Genomic DNA, 17667 nt, shown 5'->3' with positions numbered 1-17667 from the left:
AGCTTACGACCGCCGATCCGGAGAGCTTTCGGCCGCCCGTCCGGGGGAGCCTACGCTCGCGCCGCTTCTGGGTGGAGGCGGAGCCAGCCTTGCCAGGATGAGGTGATCATGTCGGAGAGGTCGTACTTGGCCTGCCAGCCCAGTTCGGTGGAGATGCGGGTGGCGGAGGCGACGACGCGGGCGGGGTCGCCGGGGCGGCGCGGGGTGACGGTGGGGGGCCGGTCGTAGCCGGTGAGCGCGTTGATCTGGTCGATCACCTCGCGGACCGAAACGCCCTCGCCGCGGCCGACGTTGAGGGTCAGGGCGCGGCCGGGGGTGGAGTGGAGGGCGCGGGCGACGGCCACGTGGGCCTCGGCCAGGTCGACCACGTGGATGTAGTCCCGGACGCAGGTGCCGTCGGGCGTGGGGTAGTCGTCGCCGAAGATGCGTGGAGGCGCGCCCTCGGTGAGCTTCTCGAAGACCATGGGGATGAGGTTGGAGACGCCCGTGTCCGCGAGCGCGGGGGTGGCCGCGCCGGCCACGTTGAAGTAGCGCAGGGAGGCCGTGGCGAGGCCCGTCGCCCGGCCCGTCGCGCGGACCAGCCACTCGCCGGCCAGCTTGGTCTCGCCGTAGGGGGAGAGGGGGAGACAGGGGGTCTCCTCCGTGACCAGGTCGACGTCCGGCATGCCGTACACCGCGGCGGAGGAGGAGAAGACGAAGGTGGGCACGTCGGCCGCCGTCACCGCTTCCAGCAGCACGCGCAGGCCTTCCACGTTCTCCCGGTAGTAGTCCAGCGGGCGGTCCATGGACTCGCCGACCTGCTTCTTCGCGGCCAGATGGACGACCCCGGTCACCTCGTGCTCGGCGAGCGTGCGCGCCACCTTCTCGCCGTCCAGGACGGAGCCCGCGACCAAGGGGACATCCTGCGGTACGCGCGCGGCGGCGCCCGAGGACAGATCGTCGTAGACGACGGTCCGCTCGCCCGCCTCCGTCATCGCGCGGACGACGTGCGCCCCGATGTATCCGGCGCCGCCGGTGATCAGCCAGGTCATGTGCGGGCGTCCCCTCGTCGGCCGGCCTGTGGGGGCCGGTGGTTCTCAGTGAAGCAGGCGGCGGAGGCGGCTGCGTGCGACGGTCAGGGCTCCTCCAAGCCCCGTCGCCACGCGCAGCGCGAGCGCGCCGGAGTGGGTGGCGTACGGCTGGACCAGCAGCAGACCGTGCCGGGCGCTCGGGACGGCGTGCCGGCGCAGGCGGCCGGCGCCCGCGCGCGCGTGGGCGGTGCCGTGCCGCCGCGTGCCGTCCGCGAACCGCACCGTCAGGCGCAGGTCCCAGGTGCCCGCGCCGAGCGCGGCCAGGTCGACGGGCACCTCGGCCGACCAGGTGTCGGTGCCGGACGGCGTGAGGGCGGTCGTCGTGCGCTGGGTCGCGCGCCCGTTCTCCCGCGACCGCCATTCCAGCTCCACCTCGCGCGGGGCGGCCTCGGCCACCCGCCCGTACAACTCGTGCAGCCGCAGACGCAGCCGGGTGTCACGCGCGCGGGGGCGCAGTTCCGCGTCCAGCGCGAGGGGCAGGACGGAGGTGGGGCGGGTCAGGAAGGGGGCGAGAGCGATCTGGGGGAGGTCGGCGGACCAGACGGGTGTGCCGTCGGGAGTGCGGGCGTAGGGCGGGAGCAGCCGGGCCGGGCGGGCCGCGAGTTCCCTCAGCCGGGGCAGGTCGACCGGCTCGGGGGACTCCAGGACGACCCGGGCGATCAGCCGGCCCGACGCCGTCGGGTCCGGTTCCCAGTCGGCGGCGTCGTAGCGCGCGAGGTACTCGCGGGTGTGCGCCCACCACGCGCGCCGGTAGTCCGCGTCGCGCAACCCCAGCTCGCGCGCGTACATGCGCATCTCGTGGTCGAGGAACTTCGCCCGCGCGGCCCGCGCCAGCTCCGTCTGCCCGGCGCCCCGCAGGATGTCGTACGCCAGCGCGCACGCCTCCGTACGCGCCTTCCAGTTGTCGATACGGTCCCGGTCCAGGGAGAGCGACAGCTGCTCGGCGGACCGGCGTACATGCCACACGTACACCCGGTCCGGTACGAGCGCGATGCGCGGCGCGGCGGCCAGCACGCGCGCGGTGAAGACGAAGTCCTCGTAGAGGAAGCGCCCTTCGGGGAACCGGATGCCGTGCTCGCGCAGGAAGCCGGTGCGGTACAGCTTGTTGACGCACAGCGTGTCGTGGACCAGCCGGGGGTGCTCGGAGGGGTGCGCGAGGACGCTGTGCGCCGTGTAGAGGGACGCCTGCCAGGGCTGTTCGCGGCCCGAGGGCAACTCCCGGCGCACGCACAGGCCGCTCGCGACCTCGGCGCGCGCCCCCGTGGCCGCCCGCAGCAGGGCGTCCACCGCACCGGGCGGCAGCACGTCGTCGCTGTCCAGGAACATCACGTACGGCATCGTCACCGCGTCGATCCCCGTGTTGCGCGGGCTGCCGCAGCCACCGCTGTTGACCTCCCGGCGCACCACCCGCAGCCGGGGCTCCTCGGCGGCCAGCCGGGCCAGCAGCTCTCCGCTGCCGTCCGTGGAGCAGTCGTCCACGGCGACGACCTCACCGACGGCGGGCCCCTGGGCGAGCGCCGAGCGGACGGCGTCGGCCACGTGGGCGGCGTCGTTGTAGCCGATGACGACGACCGCGGCCTGCGGCGCGGGGCGCTGATCCCGCGGGTCGCGTTGGTCTCGCGGGTCTGTCGGGTCTGTCGGGTCTTGCGGATCTGCCGGGTCTCGCGGGTCTGCCGGGTTTTTCGGGTCTCGCGGGTCTGGGTGCATGGGGTCCACGGACGGGGAGCGTAGAAATGTTCGGTAATACGCCGTTAAGAGATGCTCAGCACGCGCTCAGGAAGACGGTCGGAATCCGGCCGGGGTTGCGTTGTCGGCGCCGTCTTTCCGGACGGGGGCCGCGCCGCGCGCCACAGCCGGACGAAGGACAGCACGGCCGCCGCGGTCAGCAGCCCGTTGCGGGCCAGCGTCAGCAGGCAGCCGGTCCAGGTGCCGGCGACCACCTCGGCGTAGTACATCGGGAAGACCACGCTGCTCAGCGCGCTCGCCGCGAGGACGAGCAGTGCCACCGGGCGCTGGCTGGTGTGCCGCGAGGTCAGGCACACGGCGGCCAGCCCGAGCAGCCAGACCAGGTACTGGGGGCTGATCACCCGGCTGGTGACGGTGAACAGGAGCACCGCGGCGAGCGCGGCGTCGTACGGCGTGGCCGGGCTCCAGTGCCGCGCCCGCGCCCTCCACAGCACCAGCAGCCCGAACGCGGCCGCCGTGAGCGCGAGGGAGAGCGCGGCGACCGCCTCCACGTGCGGACCCACCAGCTCGATCGCGCCGTACTGGTAGTGGGCCCGGCCCGACCATCCGGCGTGCCGCGCCAGGTTGAGCGCTGTACCGCCGAGCGACTCGATCTGCACGCCCCGGCCGCCCTGCTGCCGCAGAAAGGTGAAGGGATTGTTGAACGAAACCGCCAGCAGGGCCAGGGAGGCGCCCCCGGCGGCCATCGCCCACGTCCATGCCGTCCGCGTCGCCCGCCCCCGGGGCGTGCCCAGCAGCACCAGCGCCGGCCATACCTTCACCAGGGCGCCCAGCGCCCCGAACGCCCCGCCCGCGCGCGGGAACCGCCTCAGCGTCAACAGGGAGATGACGGCGAGCGCGGTGACCTGCACGTCGTAGCGCGCCAGCGGAAGGTGCAGCAGCAGCGGCAGACCGCCCGTCCACAGGGCCGCGCCGCGCAGGCTCCGCCCGGGCCGCGTCCCCGCGCCGGCCAGCACCGCGGTGATCAGCGCGTCCGTGGCCAGCGTCAGCGCCACGAACGCCTCGAAGTACGTCAACCCCGGTACCAGGTCCGGCAGCAGCCCAGGCGCCAGCAGCACCGGTCCCGCGCCCGGAGGGTACTGCCAGGTCGTGTCGTCCACCGGGAAACTGCCGTGCGACAGAAGGCCGTACCAGTGCGCGTACAGACGCCACACCTCACGCGTCACCGAACCCTTGCCGAGCAGGCGCGCGCCGCCCTGGACGAGCAGCCACAGCATCAGGCCGCGGGTGGCGAGCCAGGCGGCGGTGAGGGCGAGGACCGGGCCGGAGGTGACACGGAGACGGTTCATCGCGTGGGAGCCTAATCCGCGCGGATGGTGTATCCCCGCAGATACGCCGTCATTAAGTGGAAAATATTGTCTCATCGTAAAAGAACGGGCCGTGGTGGACGTCGGGCCTCTCGTGGAACCACAGCCGCGTCGGGCGGCTGGAGCAACAGATGTCGCACCGGTCGGTGCGCCGGCCGGCGAGCCGGGACGAGTGCCGGGGCGCGTCCGGCGGGCCGTGGCCGTGGCCGTGCCCGCGCTGGTCATGTCCGGGTTCGGGCTCTGGGGGCTCGACCGGGGCGGGATATGGCGCGACGAGGCCGTCACCTTCCAGGTCGCGCGCCGGACGGTCCCGCAGATCTGGCGGCTGCTGCACGGCGTGGACGCGGTGCACGGCCTGTACTACCTCCTCATGCACGCCGTCCTCGCCGTCCACCCCGGCGAGGTCGTCCTCAGGCTCCCGTCGGTGTGCGCGGCCGCGGTCACCGCGGGCCTGGTCGCCGCGCTCGGCGCGCGGCTGGCGCGGCCGCGGGTCGGGTTGTGGGCCGGGCTGCTGTACGCCGTCTCGCCGATGGCCGGCCATTACGCGCAGGAGGGCCGCTCCTACGCCTTGGTCGCCGCCGGTGCGACGGGGGCGACGCTGCTGTTCGTACGGGCCGCGCGGGGCGGGCCCTGGTGGGCGTACGGCGTCCTGCTCGGACTCACCTGCTGGCTGCACGAGTTCGCGGTCCTGCTGCTGCTCGCTCATGGGGTGTCGCTGGCGATCGCCCGGGCGGGGGTGCGGGTGTGGCGGGGCTGGGGGTGTGCGGCGGTCGCGGTGGGGGTGCTGCTCGTGCCGATGGCGTTGGTGTCGCGGGCCCAGTCCGCGCAGTTGGCGTGGGTGCGGAGGCCGACGGTGGAGACGGCGCAGGGGGTGTTGCGGACGTTCTTAGGGCCGACGGACGGGGTGTACTGGACGTGCCTGGGGTTGGCCGTGGTGGGGATGGTGGGGTTGGTGGGGCGGAGGGGGGAGCTGACCTGTGCGGGGGTTGCGCTGCCGTTGGTGGTTGTGCCGCCGGTTGTGCTGATGCTGGTGTCGCAGGTTTCGCCGCTGTATGTCGATCGGTACGTGCTGTACGCGCTCAGCGGGGCGCCGGTGTTGGTGGCGGCGGGCGCGGATCGGGTGGCCGGGGTCGTCGGGCGCCTGCGGCCCGGTGGTCGCCGTGTGCCCACCCGTTCCGCCCTGCGGAACGATTGCCCACACGACGACGGCAAGTCGTATGCGCTCCCTCTGCTGCAGTCCCTCCTCACCCTCGCCGGCGTCCTCGCCGTTCTTCTCGCTGTCGTTCAGCAGTTGCCCCTGTTGCGGGACGACCGGGTTCCCGTTCACCGGCCGGATGATCTTGCCGCTGTCTCCAGGGCTGCCGCGCGGGTGTTGCGGCCCGGGGAGCCGGTGTTGTTTCTGCCGGTGCAGGCGCGGAATGCGGCGCTTGCGTATCCGGGGGCGTTCCGGGGGGTGCGGGACGTGGGGCTGGGGGTGTCGGCGGCGGAGTCGGGGACGCTGTACGGGCAAGAGGCCGATGCGGGGACCCTGCGGCGCAGGGTGGCCCGGCTGGACCGGGTGTGGGTCGTGGCGGACCGGAATCTGCTGGCGGGGCGCTGGAGCCCCAATAGCCAGGCCGAGCAGGCCAAACTCGCCCTCCTGACCCAGGAGTTCGTGCCCGTCGAGGAGTCGGTCAGCGGGGCTGTGACCGTACGGCTCTACGTCCGCCGGTCCGCCGTCAGCCGCAGCCCGGCGTCTCCTCCAGCGCCGCCGGGTCCAGCGCTGCCGAGTCCTGCGTCGCCGCGTCCAGCGCGTCGGTGAGGCGGTCGAGGCGTTCGCGCAGCTCGCCGATCTCCTCCGGCGCGAACCCGGTCGCCGCCGCGATGCGCCGCGGCACCTGAAGGGCCTGCTCGCGCAGCGCGGCGCCCTCCTCGGTGAGGCTCACCTGGACCGAGCGCTCGTCCTGCGCGCTGCGCTCCCGGCGCACGAGGCCGGCCGTCTCCAGCCGCTTGACCAGCGGGGACAGCGTGCCGGAGTCGAGGCGCAGCTGCTCGCCGAGCTTCTTGACCGGCAGCTCGCCCTGCTCCCACAGCACCAGCATCACCAGGTACTGCGGGTAGGTGAGCCCGAGGTCCTTGAGGACGATCCGGTACACGCTGTTGAAGGCGCGCGACGCGGCGTTCAGGGAGAAGCAGATCTGGCGGTCCAGGCGGAGCCAGTCCGTGTCGGGGGCGGCGGGGGTCTGGGTGGCGGTCATGGGTCCAGGGTAGCTCTTGCGAGCCATTTAGTTGTGCACAACTTAATTGTGTGCTTCACTTGCGGTCGTAACGGACCCACAGGGACCCAGGCTCAGACCCAGACTCGTAAAGGGATGGTCTTCATGGACGCGCTCTACACCGCCGTCGCCACCGCCACCCACGGCCGCGATGGCCGTGCCGTCTCCTCCGACGGCAAGATCGACCTCAAGCTGGCCCCGCCGGTGGAGCTGGGCGGCAACGGCGAGGGCACCAACCCGGAGCAGCTCTTCGCCGCCGGTTACGCCGCCTGCTTCGGCAGCGCCCTCGGCCTCGTCGGCCGGCAGGCGAAGGTGGACGTCAGCGACGCCGCCGTCACCGCCGAGGTCGGCATCGGCAAGCAGGGCGAGGGCTTCGGCCTGAAGGTGACGCTGCGCATCGAGCTGCCCGAGACCGTGGACGAGGCGACCGGCCGCAAGCTGGTCGAGACCGCCCACCAGGTCTGCCCGTACTCCAACGCCACCCGCGGCAACATCGAGGTCGACCTCGTCATCGAGTAGATCGAGCAGATCGACTCGTCAGCGAGCGGTCCCCGGGGTCAGCAGGTCACCGCTGACGGCCTGCCCCGGGATCCGCACCGACGCGGGCCCGGTCATGGACTCGCCCAGCAGCAGCGTCCGTACGACACGCTCGGCGGCGTGCCCGTCGTCGTACTCGCAGAACCGGGCCCGGAAGTCCGCCCGCAGTCGCGCGGACTCCTCGTCCCGCCAGGAGCCCGAGCCGAACAGCCGGGCCAGCTCGCGGTAGGAGTGCGCGACATGGCCCGGCGCCTCGGCCGTGATGTCGAGATAGGCGCCCCGGCTCGCGGTGAACGCGGCCCAGTCGTCGGCCAGGACCACGATCGGCCGGTCCAGGTTGGCGTAGTCGAACATCAGGGCCGAGTAGTCGGTGACCAGCGCGTCGGCGGCGAGCAGCACCTCCGCCACGTGCGGTTCGTCCGTCGCGTCGACCACGATCCCGCGCCGGGCCAGCTCCGCCAGGCCCATCCCGCGCGCGGGACCGCTCGCGAGCGTCGGATGCAGCCGCACGACGAGGGTGTGCCCCTCGCCCAGGTCGGCTGCGAACCGGGCCAGGTCGACGCGGTCCACGTGCCCGGCGCGCCGGTAGTCCCGGCGGGTCGGCGCGTACAGCACCACGGTGTGGTCCTCGGGGATGCCGTGCCGCAGCCGGAAGTCGCTTCCCTGCCCGGAATCCGCCCGCACCAGCACGTCGTTGCGGGGGCTGCCGGTGCGCACCGAGGTGAAGTGGCACGGGTAGGCCCGCTCCCAGACCAGCTCGGAGTGGCGGTTGGCGACCAGGCTGTAGTCCCAGCGGTCGGCCCGGCGCAGCATCTGCGGCACGTCGAAGCCGAGCCGCGCGCCGGGCTTGTCCAGCAGATCGGCGCCCATGTACTTCAGCGGGGTGCCCTGGTGGGTGTGGATGTGCACACTGCCGGGACGCTTGGCCAGCGTGCCGGGCCAGTTGACGTCGTTGACGAAGAACTTCGCCCGCGCGGCGACCTCCAGGAAGCGCCGGGAGCCCAAGAGCACGTGCTCGACCCCGGGCGGCAGCTCCGCCGCCGTCTCCTCGTCCCGCACCACCCACACCCCGCGCAGCTGCGGCGCGATCTGCTGGGCCTTGCGGTAGACGGCCGCCGGGTCGCCGAGCACGCCCCGGTGCGAGGACGCCGAGTACACCACCAGGTGCTCGTCCAGCGGGCGGTGCGCGTGGAGCCCCGCCCAGCCGCGTCGGGCCCGGTCTCCGGCGGCCTTGCGTACCTCGGCCGCCCGCCGCGCCGCCTCCCGGCCGGCCCGCGCCGCCTGCCGCTTCAGCCGGTACCCGGCGTAGCCGCCCTCCAGCAGGGCGACCTCCCCGTCCACGAGGGCGCCCTCCGGCCGGTGCCTGCGGAACATCTCCGCCGTACGCCGGAAGAACTCGCCCTTGTCGGCGGGCGGCAGCCGGTCCGGCTTGGCCAGGATGTCCAGGCAGTGCTCGCCCATCTTGCGGTGCAGGTACGGCCGCCAGGCCGCCAGCTCCTCGTGCCGGTCCACGAAGGCGAAGACCCGCTCGTACTGGTCGTGGATGTCGAAGTGCTTGCGGCTGGTCGTGGACAGGATGTTGCCCTGCCGGCGCTGCCGGTAGTTCAGGCAGATCCGGTCCAGGGCGGCGATCCGCCGGGCGCTGAGCAGCACCGGGAACGTCCAGGGCGTGTCCTCGTAGTACCCGGGCGGGAACGCGAAGCCGTGCTCCTCGACGAAGTCGCGCCGGTAGACCTTGTTCCACACCACCATCAGCAGGTCCAGCACCTCCGGCCGGCCGGCGGCCGTGAAGGTGTCCGCGCCGGCCTCCGCGAGCACGTGCGCCAGCACGTTGCGCCGGGTGCCGCCCCACCAGTAGGTGCGCGCGTAGTCGAAGAGCAGCACGTCCGGGTCGTCGGCCTCCGCCAGCCGGTCGGCCATGGCGCGCAGCGCGTCCGGGGTGAGTGTGTCGTCGCTGTCCAGGAAGAACAGGTAGTCGCCGGTGGCGTGCGGCATCCCGGCGTTGCGGGCGCGGCCGAGGCCGACGTTCTCCGGCAGGTGCAGCACCTTCACGCGCGGGTCGCGCTCGGCGTACTCGTCGAGGATCGCGCCGCAGCCGTCCGGCGAGCAGTCGTCCACGGCGATCAGTTCGAGGTCGCCGAAGGACTGCGACAGCACCGAGTCCAGGCACTCGCGCAGGAAGCCCTGCACCTTGAAACAGGGGACGATGACACTGAAGCGGGGCACGGCGGATCAGCTCCTCACGAGGGTCGCGGCGGCGGGGGCGGGGAGGCGCTCCGCGAGCGGGATCACCGGCGGGATCGCCTCCGGCGGCTCGCCGAGCAGCACCCGCCGTACGACGCGCTCGGCGGCCTGCCCGTCGTCGAACTGGCAGAACCGCTCCCGGAACGCGGCGCGCAGCGCCCTGGCCTTGGGCCCGGCCCACGAGCCGTCCCGGAAGAGGCGTGCCAGCTCCTCGGGGGTGCCGGCGACCGGCCCGGGCGGCTCGGCCATCAGGTCGAAGTAGACGCCCCGGGTCTCCCGGTAGACGTCCCAGTCGTCGGCGTACACGACGATCGGCCGGTCCAGGTTGGCGTAGTCGAACATGATCGACGAGTAGTCCGTGACCAGCGCGTCCGCCGCCAGGCACACGTCCTCGGCGGAGCGGTGCGCGGAGACGTCGATGATCCGGCTGATCCGGCCGGTCCGGCCCGATGCGCGGGAGAGCCCCCGGTCGTAGAAGTAGTGGGCGCGCAGCAGGACGACCACGTCCTCGCCGGCCGCCGCGCAGAACGCCTCCAGGTCGAGGCCGGACTCGAAGCCGGTGTGGTGGTCGCGGTGGGTGGGGGCGTACAGCACGGCCGTGCTGCCCTCGGGCACGCCCAGTTCCCGCCGGATCCGGGCGACGTCGTCGGCGGCCGCCGTGTAGTAGACGTCGTTGCGCGGATAGCCGTACTCCAGATGCTCGTACGAGCCGGGGAAGGCGCGCTCCCACATCTGGGTGGAGTGGCGGTTGGACGAGAGGTTGAAGTCCCAGCGGTCCACCCGCCCCAGCAGTTTGGTGAAGCTGCCGGACTGCGCGGCCACCACCGGGTACGTCGACTGGTCCACGCCCATCGTCTTCAGCGGGGTGCCGTGCTGGGTCTGCAGATGCACGCTGCCGGGCCGCTTGACGATCCCCTCGGCGAAGTTGGCGTTGTTGATCAGGTATTTCGCGCGGGCCAGCACCTCCCAGTAGCGGCGGGAGCCGATCACCGCGTATTCGACGTCCTTCGGCATCGCGTGCGCCTGGTCGGCCTCCACCAGGAACACCGAGCGGATGTGCGGCGCGAGTTCGCGGGCCTTGGCGTGGATGGCGGCCGGGTTGCAGGCGTAGCCGCGGCCCCAGTAGGCGCAGTAGACGGCGAGGCCGGGGTCGAGCGGGCGGCGCAGGTCGAGGGCGTAGCGCAGCCGGGTGCGCAGGATGCGGGGGCGCGGGACGCGCTCCAGGGTGCCGGCCGCCGCCTGGTTGGCGCCGCGCAGCGCCCGGAACGCCGTGTACGCGCCCGCCGCCAGCAGCCGGTGCTGCACGCCCAGACTGCCGCCCGGTGGCCGGAAGCCGGCGGGGCGGTGGCGGCGGTACAGCCGGCAGGCCCGGCGGAAGAACGCCCTGTGCCCGGAGGGCAGCCGCTCCGGCCGCGATGCCGTCTTCAGCACATGCGTGAACAGCTGCTCGAACAGCGCCCCCGTCCGCTCGGCGGGCAGTCCCGCCTCGGCCGCCCGGCTCAGCACCAGCTCCACCTGGTCCAGCACGGCGTGCTGGTGCGGCCCGGGCAGGTTGAGACGGCTGCCCTGCCGGCGCAGCCGGTGCCGTACGACGGGCCGGCGCAGCACGGCGATCCGCTCGGCGGCGATCGTGGTCAGGCCGCCCCAGCCGAGGTCGGTGAAGTGGCTGTCCGGGAACGCGAGTTCGTGCTCGGTGAGGAAGGCGCGGCGGTAGGCCGCGCTCCAGGCGGGCAGTTGCACACCGGTCAGCCCGGGCGCGTCACCGGGGTCGAAGGCCCCCTTCGGCGCCTTCGCCAGCAGCGGGGCCGCCGGGTTGCTCGGTTCGCTGTCCCACCAGGGGGTCCGCTCGTGCTCGACGTAGAGGATGTCGACGCCGGCGGTCTCGGTCAGCCGGGCGTCCAGCGCCGCCAGCGCGCCCGGCAGCAGCAGGTCGTCGCCGTCCAGGAACAGCACGTACGCGCCGGTCGCCGCCCGCATCCCGGCGTTGCGCGCCCCGCTCAGACCGGCGGACGGTGGTGAGTCGACCGGTGTCACCCGGGAGTCCCGCTCGGCGTGTCCGGCGGCGACGGCGGCCGCCGGGGCGTCGGGGGCGTCGCGGACCGGGATCAGCTGCAGGTCGCCGAAGGACTGACCGAGGACCGAGTCCAGCGCCTGGGACAGCCGGCCCGAGATCCCGTGGGACGGGACGATAATGCTGAAGCGGGGCATTCTGTTCTTTCTGTCGTCTTGCGGACGCGGCCGGGCCGTCCGGCGGGACGCCAGGTGGGCGGCCGGATCGGAGTGGGCCGCGTCGAGTTGAGGGGCATGGGAACTCCCGGAAGGACCAACGGTGTTCAGCGGCTCTCGGTGACGGGGAGAGGACGGGAAGGTTGCGGCACGGTGGCCAGCGGGGTGCGCCCCGACATGGCCGCCGGCACCGGATGGCGCTCGGCGAGCGGAACGAACGGCGACAGCCCCTCGGTCTCGCCCAGCACGACATGTCGTACGACGCGTCTGGCGGCGCGTCCGTCGTCGTACGGGCAGAACCGCTCCCGGAACGCGGCCCGCAGCTGGTTGGAGCGGGAGCCGCGCCAGTGGCCGGTGGCGAAGACGTCGATCAGCTCGTCCTCGGTGCGCGCGACCGCGCCCGGTGGAAAGTCCCGCAGGTCGAAGTAGATGCCCCGGGCCGCCTCGTACACCTCCCAGTCCTCGGTGTGCACGACGATCGGCCGGTCCAGATTGGCGTAGTCGAACATGATCGACGAGTAGTCGGTGATCAGCGCGTCCGAGGCCAGGCACAGGGACTCCACGCTCGGGTGGTCGCTGACGTCGATGATCCGGGGGCCGTCCCCGAGTGGACGCCCGTGCGAGTAGTGGGCGCGGGCCAGGATCACGAAGCGCGGGCCCAGGCGGCGCACGACCCGGTCCAGGTCGACGACGGGGTGCTGGGTGCGGCGGTGGTCGCGGTGGGTGGGGGCGTACAGCAGCGCGACCGTGCCCCGCGGGATGCCGAGCGAGGAACGGATACGGGCCACATCCGCCGAGGTCGCCCGCTGGAAGATGTCGTTGCGCGGATAGCCGTACTCCAGTGTGGTGTAGCGGCCGGGGTAGACGCGCTCCCAGGTCAGGGTGGTGTGGCGGTTGGCGGACAGGACGTAGTCCCACTTGTCGACGCCCCTCAGCAACTCCTCGAAGTCCATGTCTCCGGAGGCCGCCGGGCGTTCCTGCAGGTCGAGGCCCATGTGCTTGAGAGGGGTGCCGTGCTGGGTCTGGACGAAGACCTGGCCGGGCCGCTTCTTCAGCCGCCGGTCGAAGTTGACGTTGTTGACCAGGTACGTGGAGCGGGCCAGCGCCGTCCAGTAGGCGAAGGTGCCCGGGCGCAGCCGGCGCGGGCCCGGCGGGATCGTGTGCTGGTGCTCGGGGTGGGCGATCCACGCGGTGCGGATGTGCGGGGCGTGGGTGCGGAACGCCTCTTCCAGGGCGCCGGGGTTGCAGCCGTATCCGCGGTTCCAGTAGGCGGCGAAGACGGCCCGGTCGCGACGCAGGGGCAGGCGCAGCTGGATGCGGTAGTGCAGCTGGAGGACGACAGCCTTGAGGGCGCGGGTGAGCTTGTGGGCGGCCTTGAGGGTGCGGCGGCGGGCGGACATCGCCAGCTGGAGGGTGCGAAAGGTGCGGTGCAGGCCGTAGCGGACCAGGCCGTGCCGCAGTTGGGAGCGCAGGGGAACGCGGACGCCCGGGGCGCGGTGACGGCGGCAGTGGGCGCGGGCTTGGCGCAGGAACTCGGCGCGGGCGCCGCGCGGCAGCCGGTCCCGCTTGGTGAACACCGTGGAGAAGTGGTCGATCATGCGGCGGTACAGCACCGGCCGCCACCGGGCGAGCGCGGGCCGCTCGTCGAGGAACGCGAACACCCGGTTGTACTGGTCGAAGATGTCGAAGTGCCTGCGGCTGACGGTGCTGAGGATGTTGCCCTGCCGACGCTGCCGGTAGTGCACGCACACCCGGTCGAGTGTCGCGATCGACTCGGCCGCCATCAGGACCGGGTAGGTCCAGGGGGTGTCCTCGTAGTAGCCGGGCGGGAAGCGGAAGGCGTTCGCCTCGACGAACTCCCGCCGGTACGCCTTGTTCCAGGCCACCATGACGACCTTGAGCAGCCCCGGGCGGTCTTCCAGCCGGAAGGGTACGGGACCCTTCTCGGTCAGCTGGGCCGCCATCTTGTTGCGCTTCGCCTCGCCCGTCCAGTCGGTGCGCGCGTAGTCGTAGACCAGGACGTCCGGCTCGCCGGTCTCCTTGATCCGGTCGGCGACGGCGCGCAGCGCGTCCGGGGTGAGGGTGTCGTCGCTGTCCAGGAAGACCAGGTAGTCGCCGGTCGCCAGGGCCATGCCCGCGTTGCGGGCGCGGCCCAGGCCCTGGTTCTCGGCCAGGTGGACGGCCTTGACGCGCTCGTCGCGGGCCGCGTACTCATCGATCAGTGCCCCGCAGGCGTCCGGGGAGCAGTCGTCCACGGCGATCAGTTCGAGATCGTCGTACGACTGCGAGAGCACCGAGTCCAGGCACTCCGACAAGTACGCCTGGACCTTGTACGCGGGGACGATGACACTGAACCTGGGCAAGGGACATCCATGGGTCGGTCGGTTCGGGCGTTTTGCCCGGGAACGGCCGATAGGGTGGCCTGGTTACGGTTCGTGCGGCAAGTGGGGGACAAGGGTGCCGTGTTCTCCGGGGGGCACCCCCAGGCCCACGGCGAAGGGGCGGGCACCTGAAGGCCCGCCCCCCGGAGAGTGCCCCTTCCGGGGCTACTTGACCGCGCCTGCCATGACCCCGGACACGAACTGCCGCTGGAACGCGAAGAACACGACCAGCGGGATCACCATCGAGATGAACGCGCCCGGCGCGAGCACGTCGATGTTGTTGCCGAACTGCCGTACCTGCGTCTGCAGGGCGACCGTGATCGGCTGCGAGCCGGACTTGGTGAACACCAGCGCGACCAGCATGTCGTTCCACACCCACAGGAACTGGAAGATGCCGAGGCTCGCGATCGCGGGCCCGCCGAGCGGCATCACCACCCGTGCGAACAGCCGCAGTTCACCGGCGCCGTCGAGCCGGGCCGCCTCCAGCAGTTCCCTCGGGATCTCCGCGAAGAAGTTCCGCAGCAGGAACACCGCGAACGGCAGGCCGAAGCCCACGTGGAACAGGATCACCCCGAAGATCGTCCCGAACAGGCCGATGTCGCCGAACAGTTCGGCGATCGGGATCAGCGCCACCTGCACGGGCACGACCAGCAGGCTGACCACGCCGAGGAACCACCAGTCCCGGCCAGGGAACTCCATCCACGCGAACGCGTAGCCCGCCAGCGAGCCGATCACGACGACCAGGACCGTCGCCGGGACCGTGATCAGCACGGTGTTCACCAGGGAGTTGGTGATGTCGCTGTTCTCCAGCAGCTTCTGGTAGCTGTCGAAGGTCAGCTGGGACGGCTGGGAGAACACCTTCCACCAGCCGCTCGCGCTCATGTCCTCCGGTGAGCGCAGGGAGGAGATGAGCAGACCGATGGTCGGCACCAGCCAGAACAGGCCCACCACGATGAGGAAGACGCGGACCAGTCCGCCGCTGAGCTTCTCGGTGATCTTCGATCCGAGGGATTGCCGGGCCTTCACCGCCGTGTCGGCGGGTGCCACCTTCCCGACGCTTCCGGCGGTCGCCGTCATCGCCGCACCTCCCGCCGCAGCCTACGGACGTTGAACAGCATCACCGGGATCACCAGCAGCAGCAGGAACACCGCGATGGCGCTCGCGATGCCCGGCTGGCTCTCGGCGAAGCCCTTGCGGTACAGCTCCAGGGCCAGCACGTTCGCGTCGTCCTGGGAGGAGCCGGGGGCGATGATGAAGACGAGGTCGAACACCTTCAGCACGTTGATCATCAGCGTGACGACGACCACCGCGAGCACCGGCGCCAGCAGCGGCACGGTGACCCTGCGGAACACCTGCCACTCGTTGGCCCCGTCCACGCGCGCGGCCTCCAGCAGTTCCCGGGGCACCCCCGCGAGCCCCGCCGCGATCAGCACCATCGCGAAGCCCGCCCACATCCACACGTACGACCCGATGATCGCGGGGGTGACCAGCGACGGGCCGAGCCAGTCGAGGCCGTTGTACGGCTCCTTGAAGTTGCTCGCCGGAAGCCGTAGTCGGGCCCCGTCGGCCGCCGCCGGCAGCGTGAAGGTGCCGTCGCCCGCGGCCTTGGTGGAGGCAACGACCTTGCCGTCCTTCACCGCCTCGATCCGCATCCCGGCGTAGCCCAGCTCGGACGGGTCGGGGGAGCCCAGCTTCCCGACGCCCTTGCCGCGCGTGAAGTCCTGCCAGGTGGTGCCGGTGATCTTCCCCGGCTCGGCCTTGGCCGCCACGGCCTTCTTCGCGCCGTCGGGCATCTGGTCGGGGGCGACACCGACCAGCGGGAGCGTGACCGGCTGCCCGGCGTGCACCGGGGCCGTGGTGACGAACCCGCCCTGGTCCGGCCTGAGCGGCGAATCGCGGCCCGGGTGTGCCTTCGGGAACGCCGAGGACTGCGCGAACGTGTCGTGCACGCCCACCCACACCGCGTTCGCGACCCCCTTGTCCGGGTCCTGGTCGTACACCAGCCGGAAGATGATCCCGGCCGCCAGCATCGAGATCGCCATCGGCATGAAGACGACGAGCTTGAACGCCGTGCCCCAGCGCACCCGCTCGGTCAGCACGGCGAAGATCAGGCCGAGCGCGGTGGAGACCGTGGGCGCGAAGACCACCCAGATGATGTTGTTCTTCAGCGCCGTACGGATGCCGTCGTCCGTGAACAGCGCCTTGTAGTTGTCGACCCCGGCGAAGCCGTCACCGGAGGCGTTGTAGAAACTGCGGACGACCGAGTACCCGATCGGGTAGACCACGAGCGCGCCGAGCAGCACCAGCGCCGGCAGCAGGAACAGGGCTGCCACCGTCCGGCGCGTGCCGGTCACGCTCTTGCGGCTCTTCGGCACGGCGGGACCCGCGGGGGTCCCCGCCGCCGCTGCCGACGTCATCGCCGGATCAGCCCCCGTTCCCGTACGCGGCCGCCGCGTCCTTCTCCAGCTGCGCCTGGGCGCCCGCGACGTCCTTGGGGTTCTTCAGGAAGTCCTGCAGATCCTTCCACTCGCCCTTGCCCGGCGTGCCGCCGAAGGCCTGCGGGGCCTGGTCGGACATGTCGAAGCGGAAGTTGTCACCGGACGCGATCAGCGCCTTGGCGATGGTCTGCTGCACCTGGTTCGGGTACGCCGACACCGGGACGTTCTTGTTCGGCGAGAGATAGCCGCCCAGCCTGGCCTGGATCGTCGCCGCGTCCGGGGAGGCCAGGAAGGTGACCAGCGCCTGCGCCGCCTTGGAGTCCTTGAGGATCACCGCCGCGTCGCCACCGGAGACCACCGGCGCGCTGGAGCCGACCGCCGGGAACGGGAACACCTTCGCGTCCGTTCCCACCTTCGCCTTGGTGTCACCGATGTTGACCTGCACGAAGTCGCCCTCGTAGACCATCGCCGCCTTCGGCTGGTCGCCTCCGGTGAAGGTCTGCGTGACCGACGCCGGGAACTCGGTCTGCAGGGCGCCGTCCGCGCCGCCCGCCACATAGTCCTTCTTGCCCCAGATCTGGGCGAGCGTGGTCAGGGCCTGCTTCACCGACGGATCGGTCCACTTGATCTTGTGCTGGGCGAGCTGATCGTACTTCTCCGGACCGGCCTGGGAGAGATAGACGTTCTCGAACCAGTCCGTCAGCGTCCAGCCGTCCGCGCCACCCACCGAGAACGGCGTGACCCCGGAGTCGTACACCGCCTGCGCGGTGCTCAGCAGCTCCGGCCAGGTCTTCGGCTCCTTGGCCCCCGCGTTCTCGAACGCCTTGGCGTTGTACCAGATCAGCGACTTGTTGGCGGCCTTGTAGTAGGCGCCGTACTGCTTGCCGTCGACCTTGCCGATGTCCTGCCAGCCCTGCGCGTAGTTCTTCTGCAGCTCCTGGAGCGCCTCCGGGCCGAGGGGCTTGGCCCACTTCTTCTCCACGGCCTGCTTGATCGCGCCCGGCTGCGGCAGGAGCGCCACGTCCGGCGGCTGACCGCCCGCGATCTTCGAACCGAGGAAGTTGATGATCGGGTCCTGCGCGGGCACGAAGGTCACCTTCGCGCCGGTGCGCTTCTCGAACTCCGCGAGGACCTTCTTGAAGTTCGCCTGTTCGGTGCCGGTCCAGACGGCGGCGACCTCCAGGCTCTCGCCGTTCAGTTTCGGCAGGGAGACGGTGGAGCCGCTCGCACTGGCGCTGCTCTTGTCGCCGCTGTCCTTCTTGTCGTCGCTGCTGGAGCACGCGGTGAGCGCGAGGGCTCCCGCGAGCAGCGCGGCGAGGGTGGTGACGGTCCTGCTTGTCCGGATGGTGCTGCTCTGGTTACGCATCACTTCCCCGTTCGTCGTTCTCCGTTGAACGTCAGAAGACTGTCCCGTGCGCTCCGGTCTACGCCGGGCCGCACAGGGGCGGCAAGAGCGCCGACGC

Annotated in this window: 11 protein-coding genes and 1 pseudogene; 2 read left to right on the top strand and 10 right to left on the bottom strand. The window is 71.9% G+C overall.

Going from position 1 to position 17667, the window contains the following annotated elements:
• Positions 1–50 precede the first annotated feature (50 nt).
• The 3 genes and pseudogenes from galE to ABZ865_RS28500 form a co-directional block, all read right to left on the bottom strand.
• Complete coding sequence (gene galE, locus ABZ865_RS28510) at positions 51–1031, bottom strand: UDP-glucose 4-epimerase GalE (protein ID WP_361236251.1); 981 nt, start codon at positions 1029–1031, stop codon at positions 51–53.
• Positions 1032–1076: 45 nt separating this feature from the next.
• Positions 1077–2645, bottom strand: a pseudogene (locus tag ABZ865_RS28505) (glycosyltransferase family 2 protein); the annotation flags it as partial.
• A 176-nt stretch (positions 2646–2821) separates the two neighbouring features.
• Positions 2822–4105 (bottom strand): glycosyltransferase 87 family protein, encoded by a 1284-nt coding sequence (locus ABZ865_RS28500; RefSeq protein WP_361236248.1) that lies wholly within the window; start codon positions 4103–4105, stop codon positions 2822–2824.
• A gap of 190 nt (positions 4106–4295) precedes the next feature.
• Here ABZ865_RS28500 and ABZ865_RS28495 point away from each other — a divergent pair, with 190 nt between their 5' ends.
• Positions 4296–5924, top strand: coding sequence for a glycosyltransferase family 39 protein (locus ABZ865_RS28495; RefSeq protein WP_361236245.1), 1629 nt, complete (start codon positions 4296–4298; stop codon positions 5922–5924).
• Here ABZ865_RS28495 and ABZ865_RS28490 read toward each other — a convergent pair.
• Positions 5842–6360, bottom strand: a complete 519-nt coding sequence (locus ABZ865_RS28490) for a MarR family transcriptional regulator (RefSeq protein ID WP_361236242.1) — start codon at positions 6358–6360, stop codon at positions 5842–5844. The genes ABZ865_RS28495 and ABZ865_RS28490 overlap by 83 nt on opposite strands.
• Positions 6361–6483: 123 nt before the next feature.
• On the opposite strand from ABZ865_RS28490, the gene ABZ865_RS28485 reads away from it, so the two are divergent.
• Positions 6484–6897 (top strand): organic hydroperoxide resistance protein, encoded by a 414-nt coding sequence (locus ABZ865_RS28485; protein ID WP_361236239.1) that lies wholly within the window; start codon positions 6484–6486, stop codon positions 6895–6897.
• An 18-nt stretch (positions 6898–6915) separates the two neighbouring features.
• On the opposite strand, the gene ABZ865_RS28480 is transcribed toward ABZ865_RS28485, so the two are convergent.
• The 6 genes from ABZ865_RS28480 to ABZ865_RS28455 all read right to left on the bottom strand — a co-directional run bounded on the left by ABZ865_RS28480 (position 6916) and on the right by ABZ865_RS28455 (position 17570).
• Positions 6916–9141, bottom strand: coding sequence for a CDP-glycerol glycerophosphotransferase family protein (locus ABZ865_RS28480; protein ID WP_361236237.1), 2226 nt, complete (start codon positions 9139–9141; stop codon positions 6916–6918).
• 6 nt (positions 9142–9147) lie between these two features.
• Entirely contained in the window at positions 9148–11367 is a 2220-nt protein-coding gene (locus ABZ865_RS28475; protein ID WP_361236234.1) for a CDP-glycerol glycerophosphotransferase family protein, read from the bottom strand.
• A 125-nt stretch (positions 11368–11492) separates the two neighbouring features.
• Complete coding sequence (locus tag ABZ865_RS28470; protein WP_361236231.1) at positions 11493–13748, bottom strand: bifunctional glycosyltransferase family 2 protein/CDP-glycerol:glycerophosphate glycerophosphotransferase; 2256 nt, start codon at positions 13746–13748, stop codon at positions 11493–11495.
• Positions 13749–13931: 183 nt separating this feature from the next.
• A complete protein-coding gene (locus ABZ865_RS28465) occupies positions 13932–14843 on the bottom strand; it encodes a carbohydrate ABC transporter permease (protein WP_361236228.1) in 912 nt (303 codons plus the stop codon).
• Complete coding sequence (locus ABZ865_RS28460) at positions 14840–16120, bottom strand: sugar ABC transporter permease (protein WP_361236385.1); 1281 nt, start codon at positions 16118–16120, stop codon at positions 14840–14842. Before ABZ865_RS28460 ends, ABZ865_RS28465 begins: the two co-directional genes overlap by 4 nt.
• A 70-nt stretch (positions 16121–16190) precedes the next feature.
• On the bottom strand, positions 16191–17570 hold the full coding sequence (locus ABZ865_RS28455) for an ABC transporter substrate-binding protein (protein ID WP_361236225.1): 1380 nt from the start codon (positions 17568–17570) through the stop codon (positions 16191–16193).
• Positions 17571–17667: the final 97 nt, after the last annotated feature.

This window comes from Streptomyces sp. NPDC047085 (genome assembly GCF_040643735.1).
Taxonomy (GTDB): Bacteria; Actinomycetota; Actinomycetes; order Streptomycetales; family Streptomycetaceae; genus Streptomyces.
Note: the sequence above shows the minus strand (reverse complement) of the source record. Positions and strands in the feature narration are given on the sequence as shown.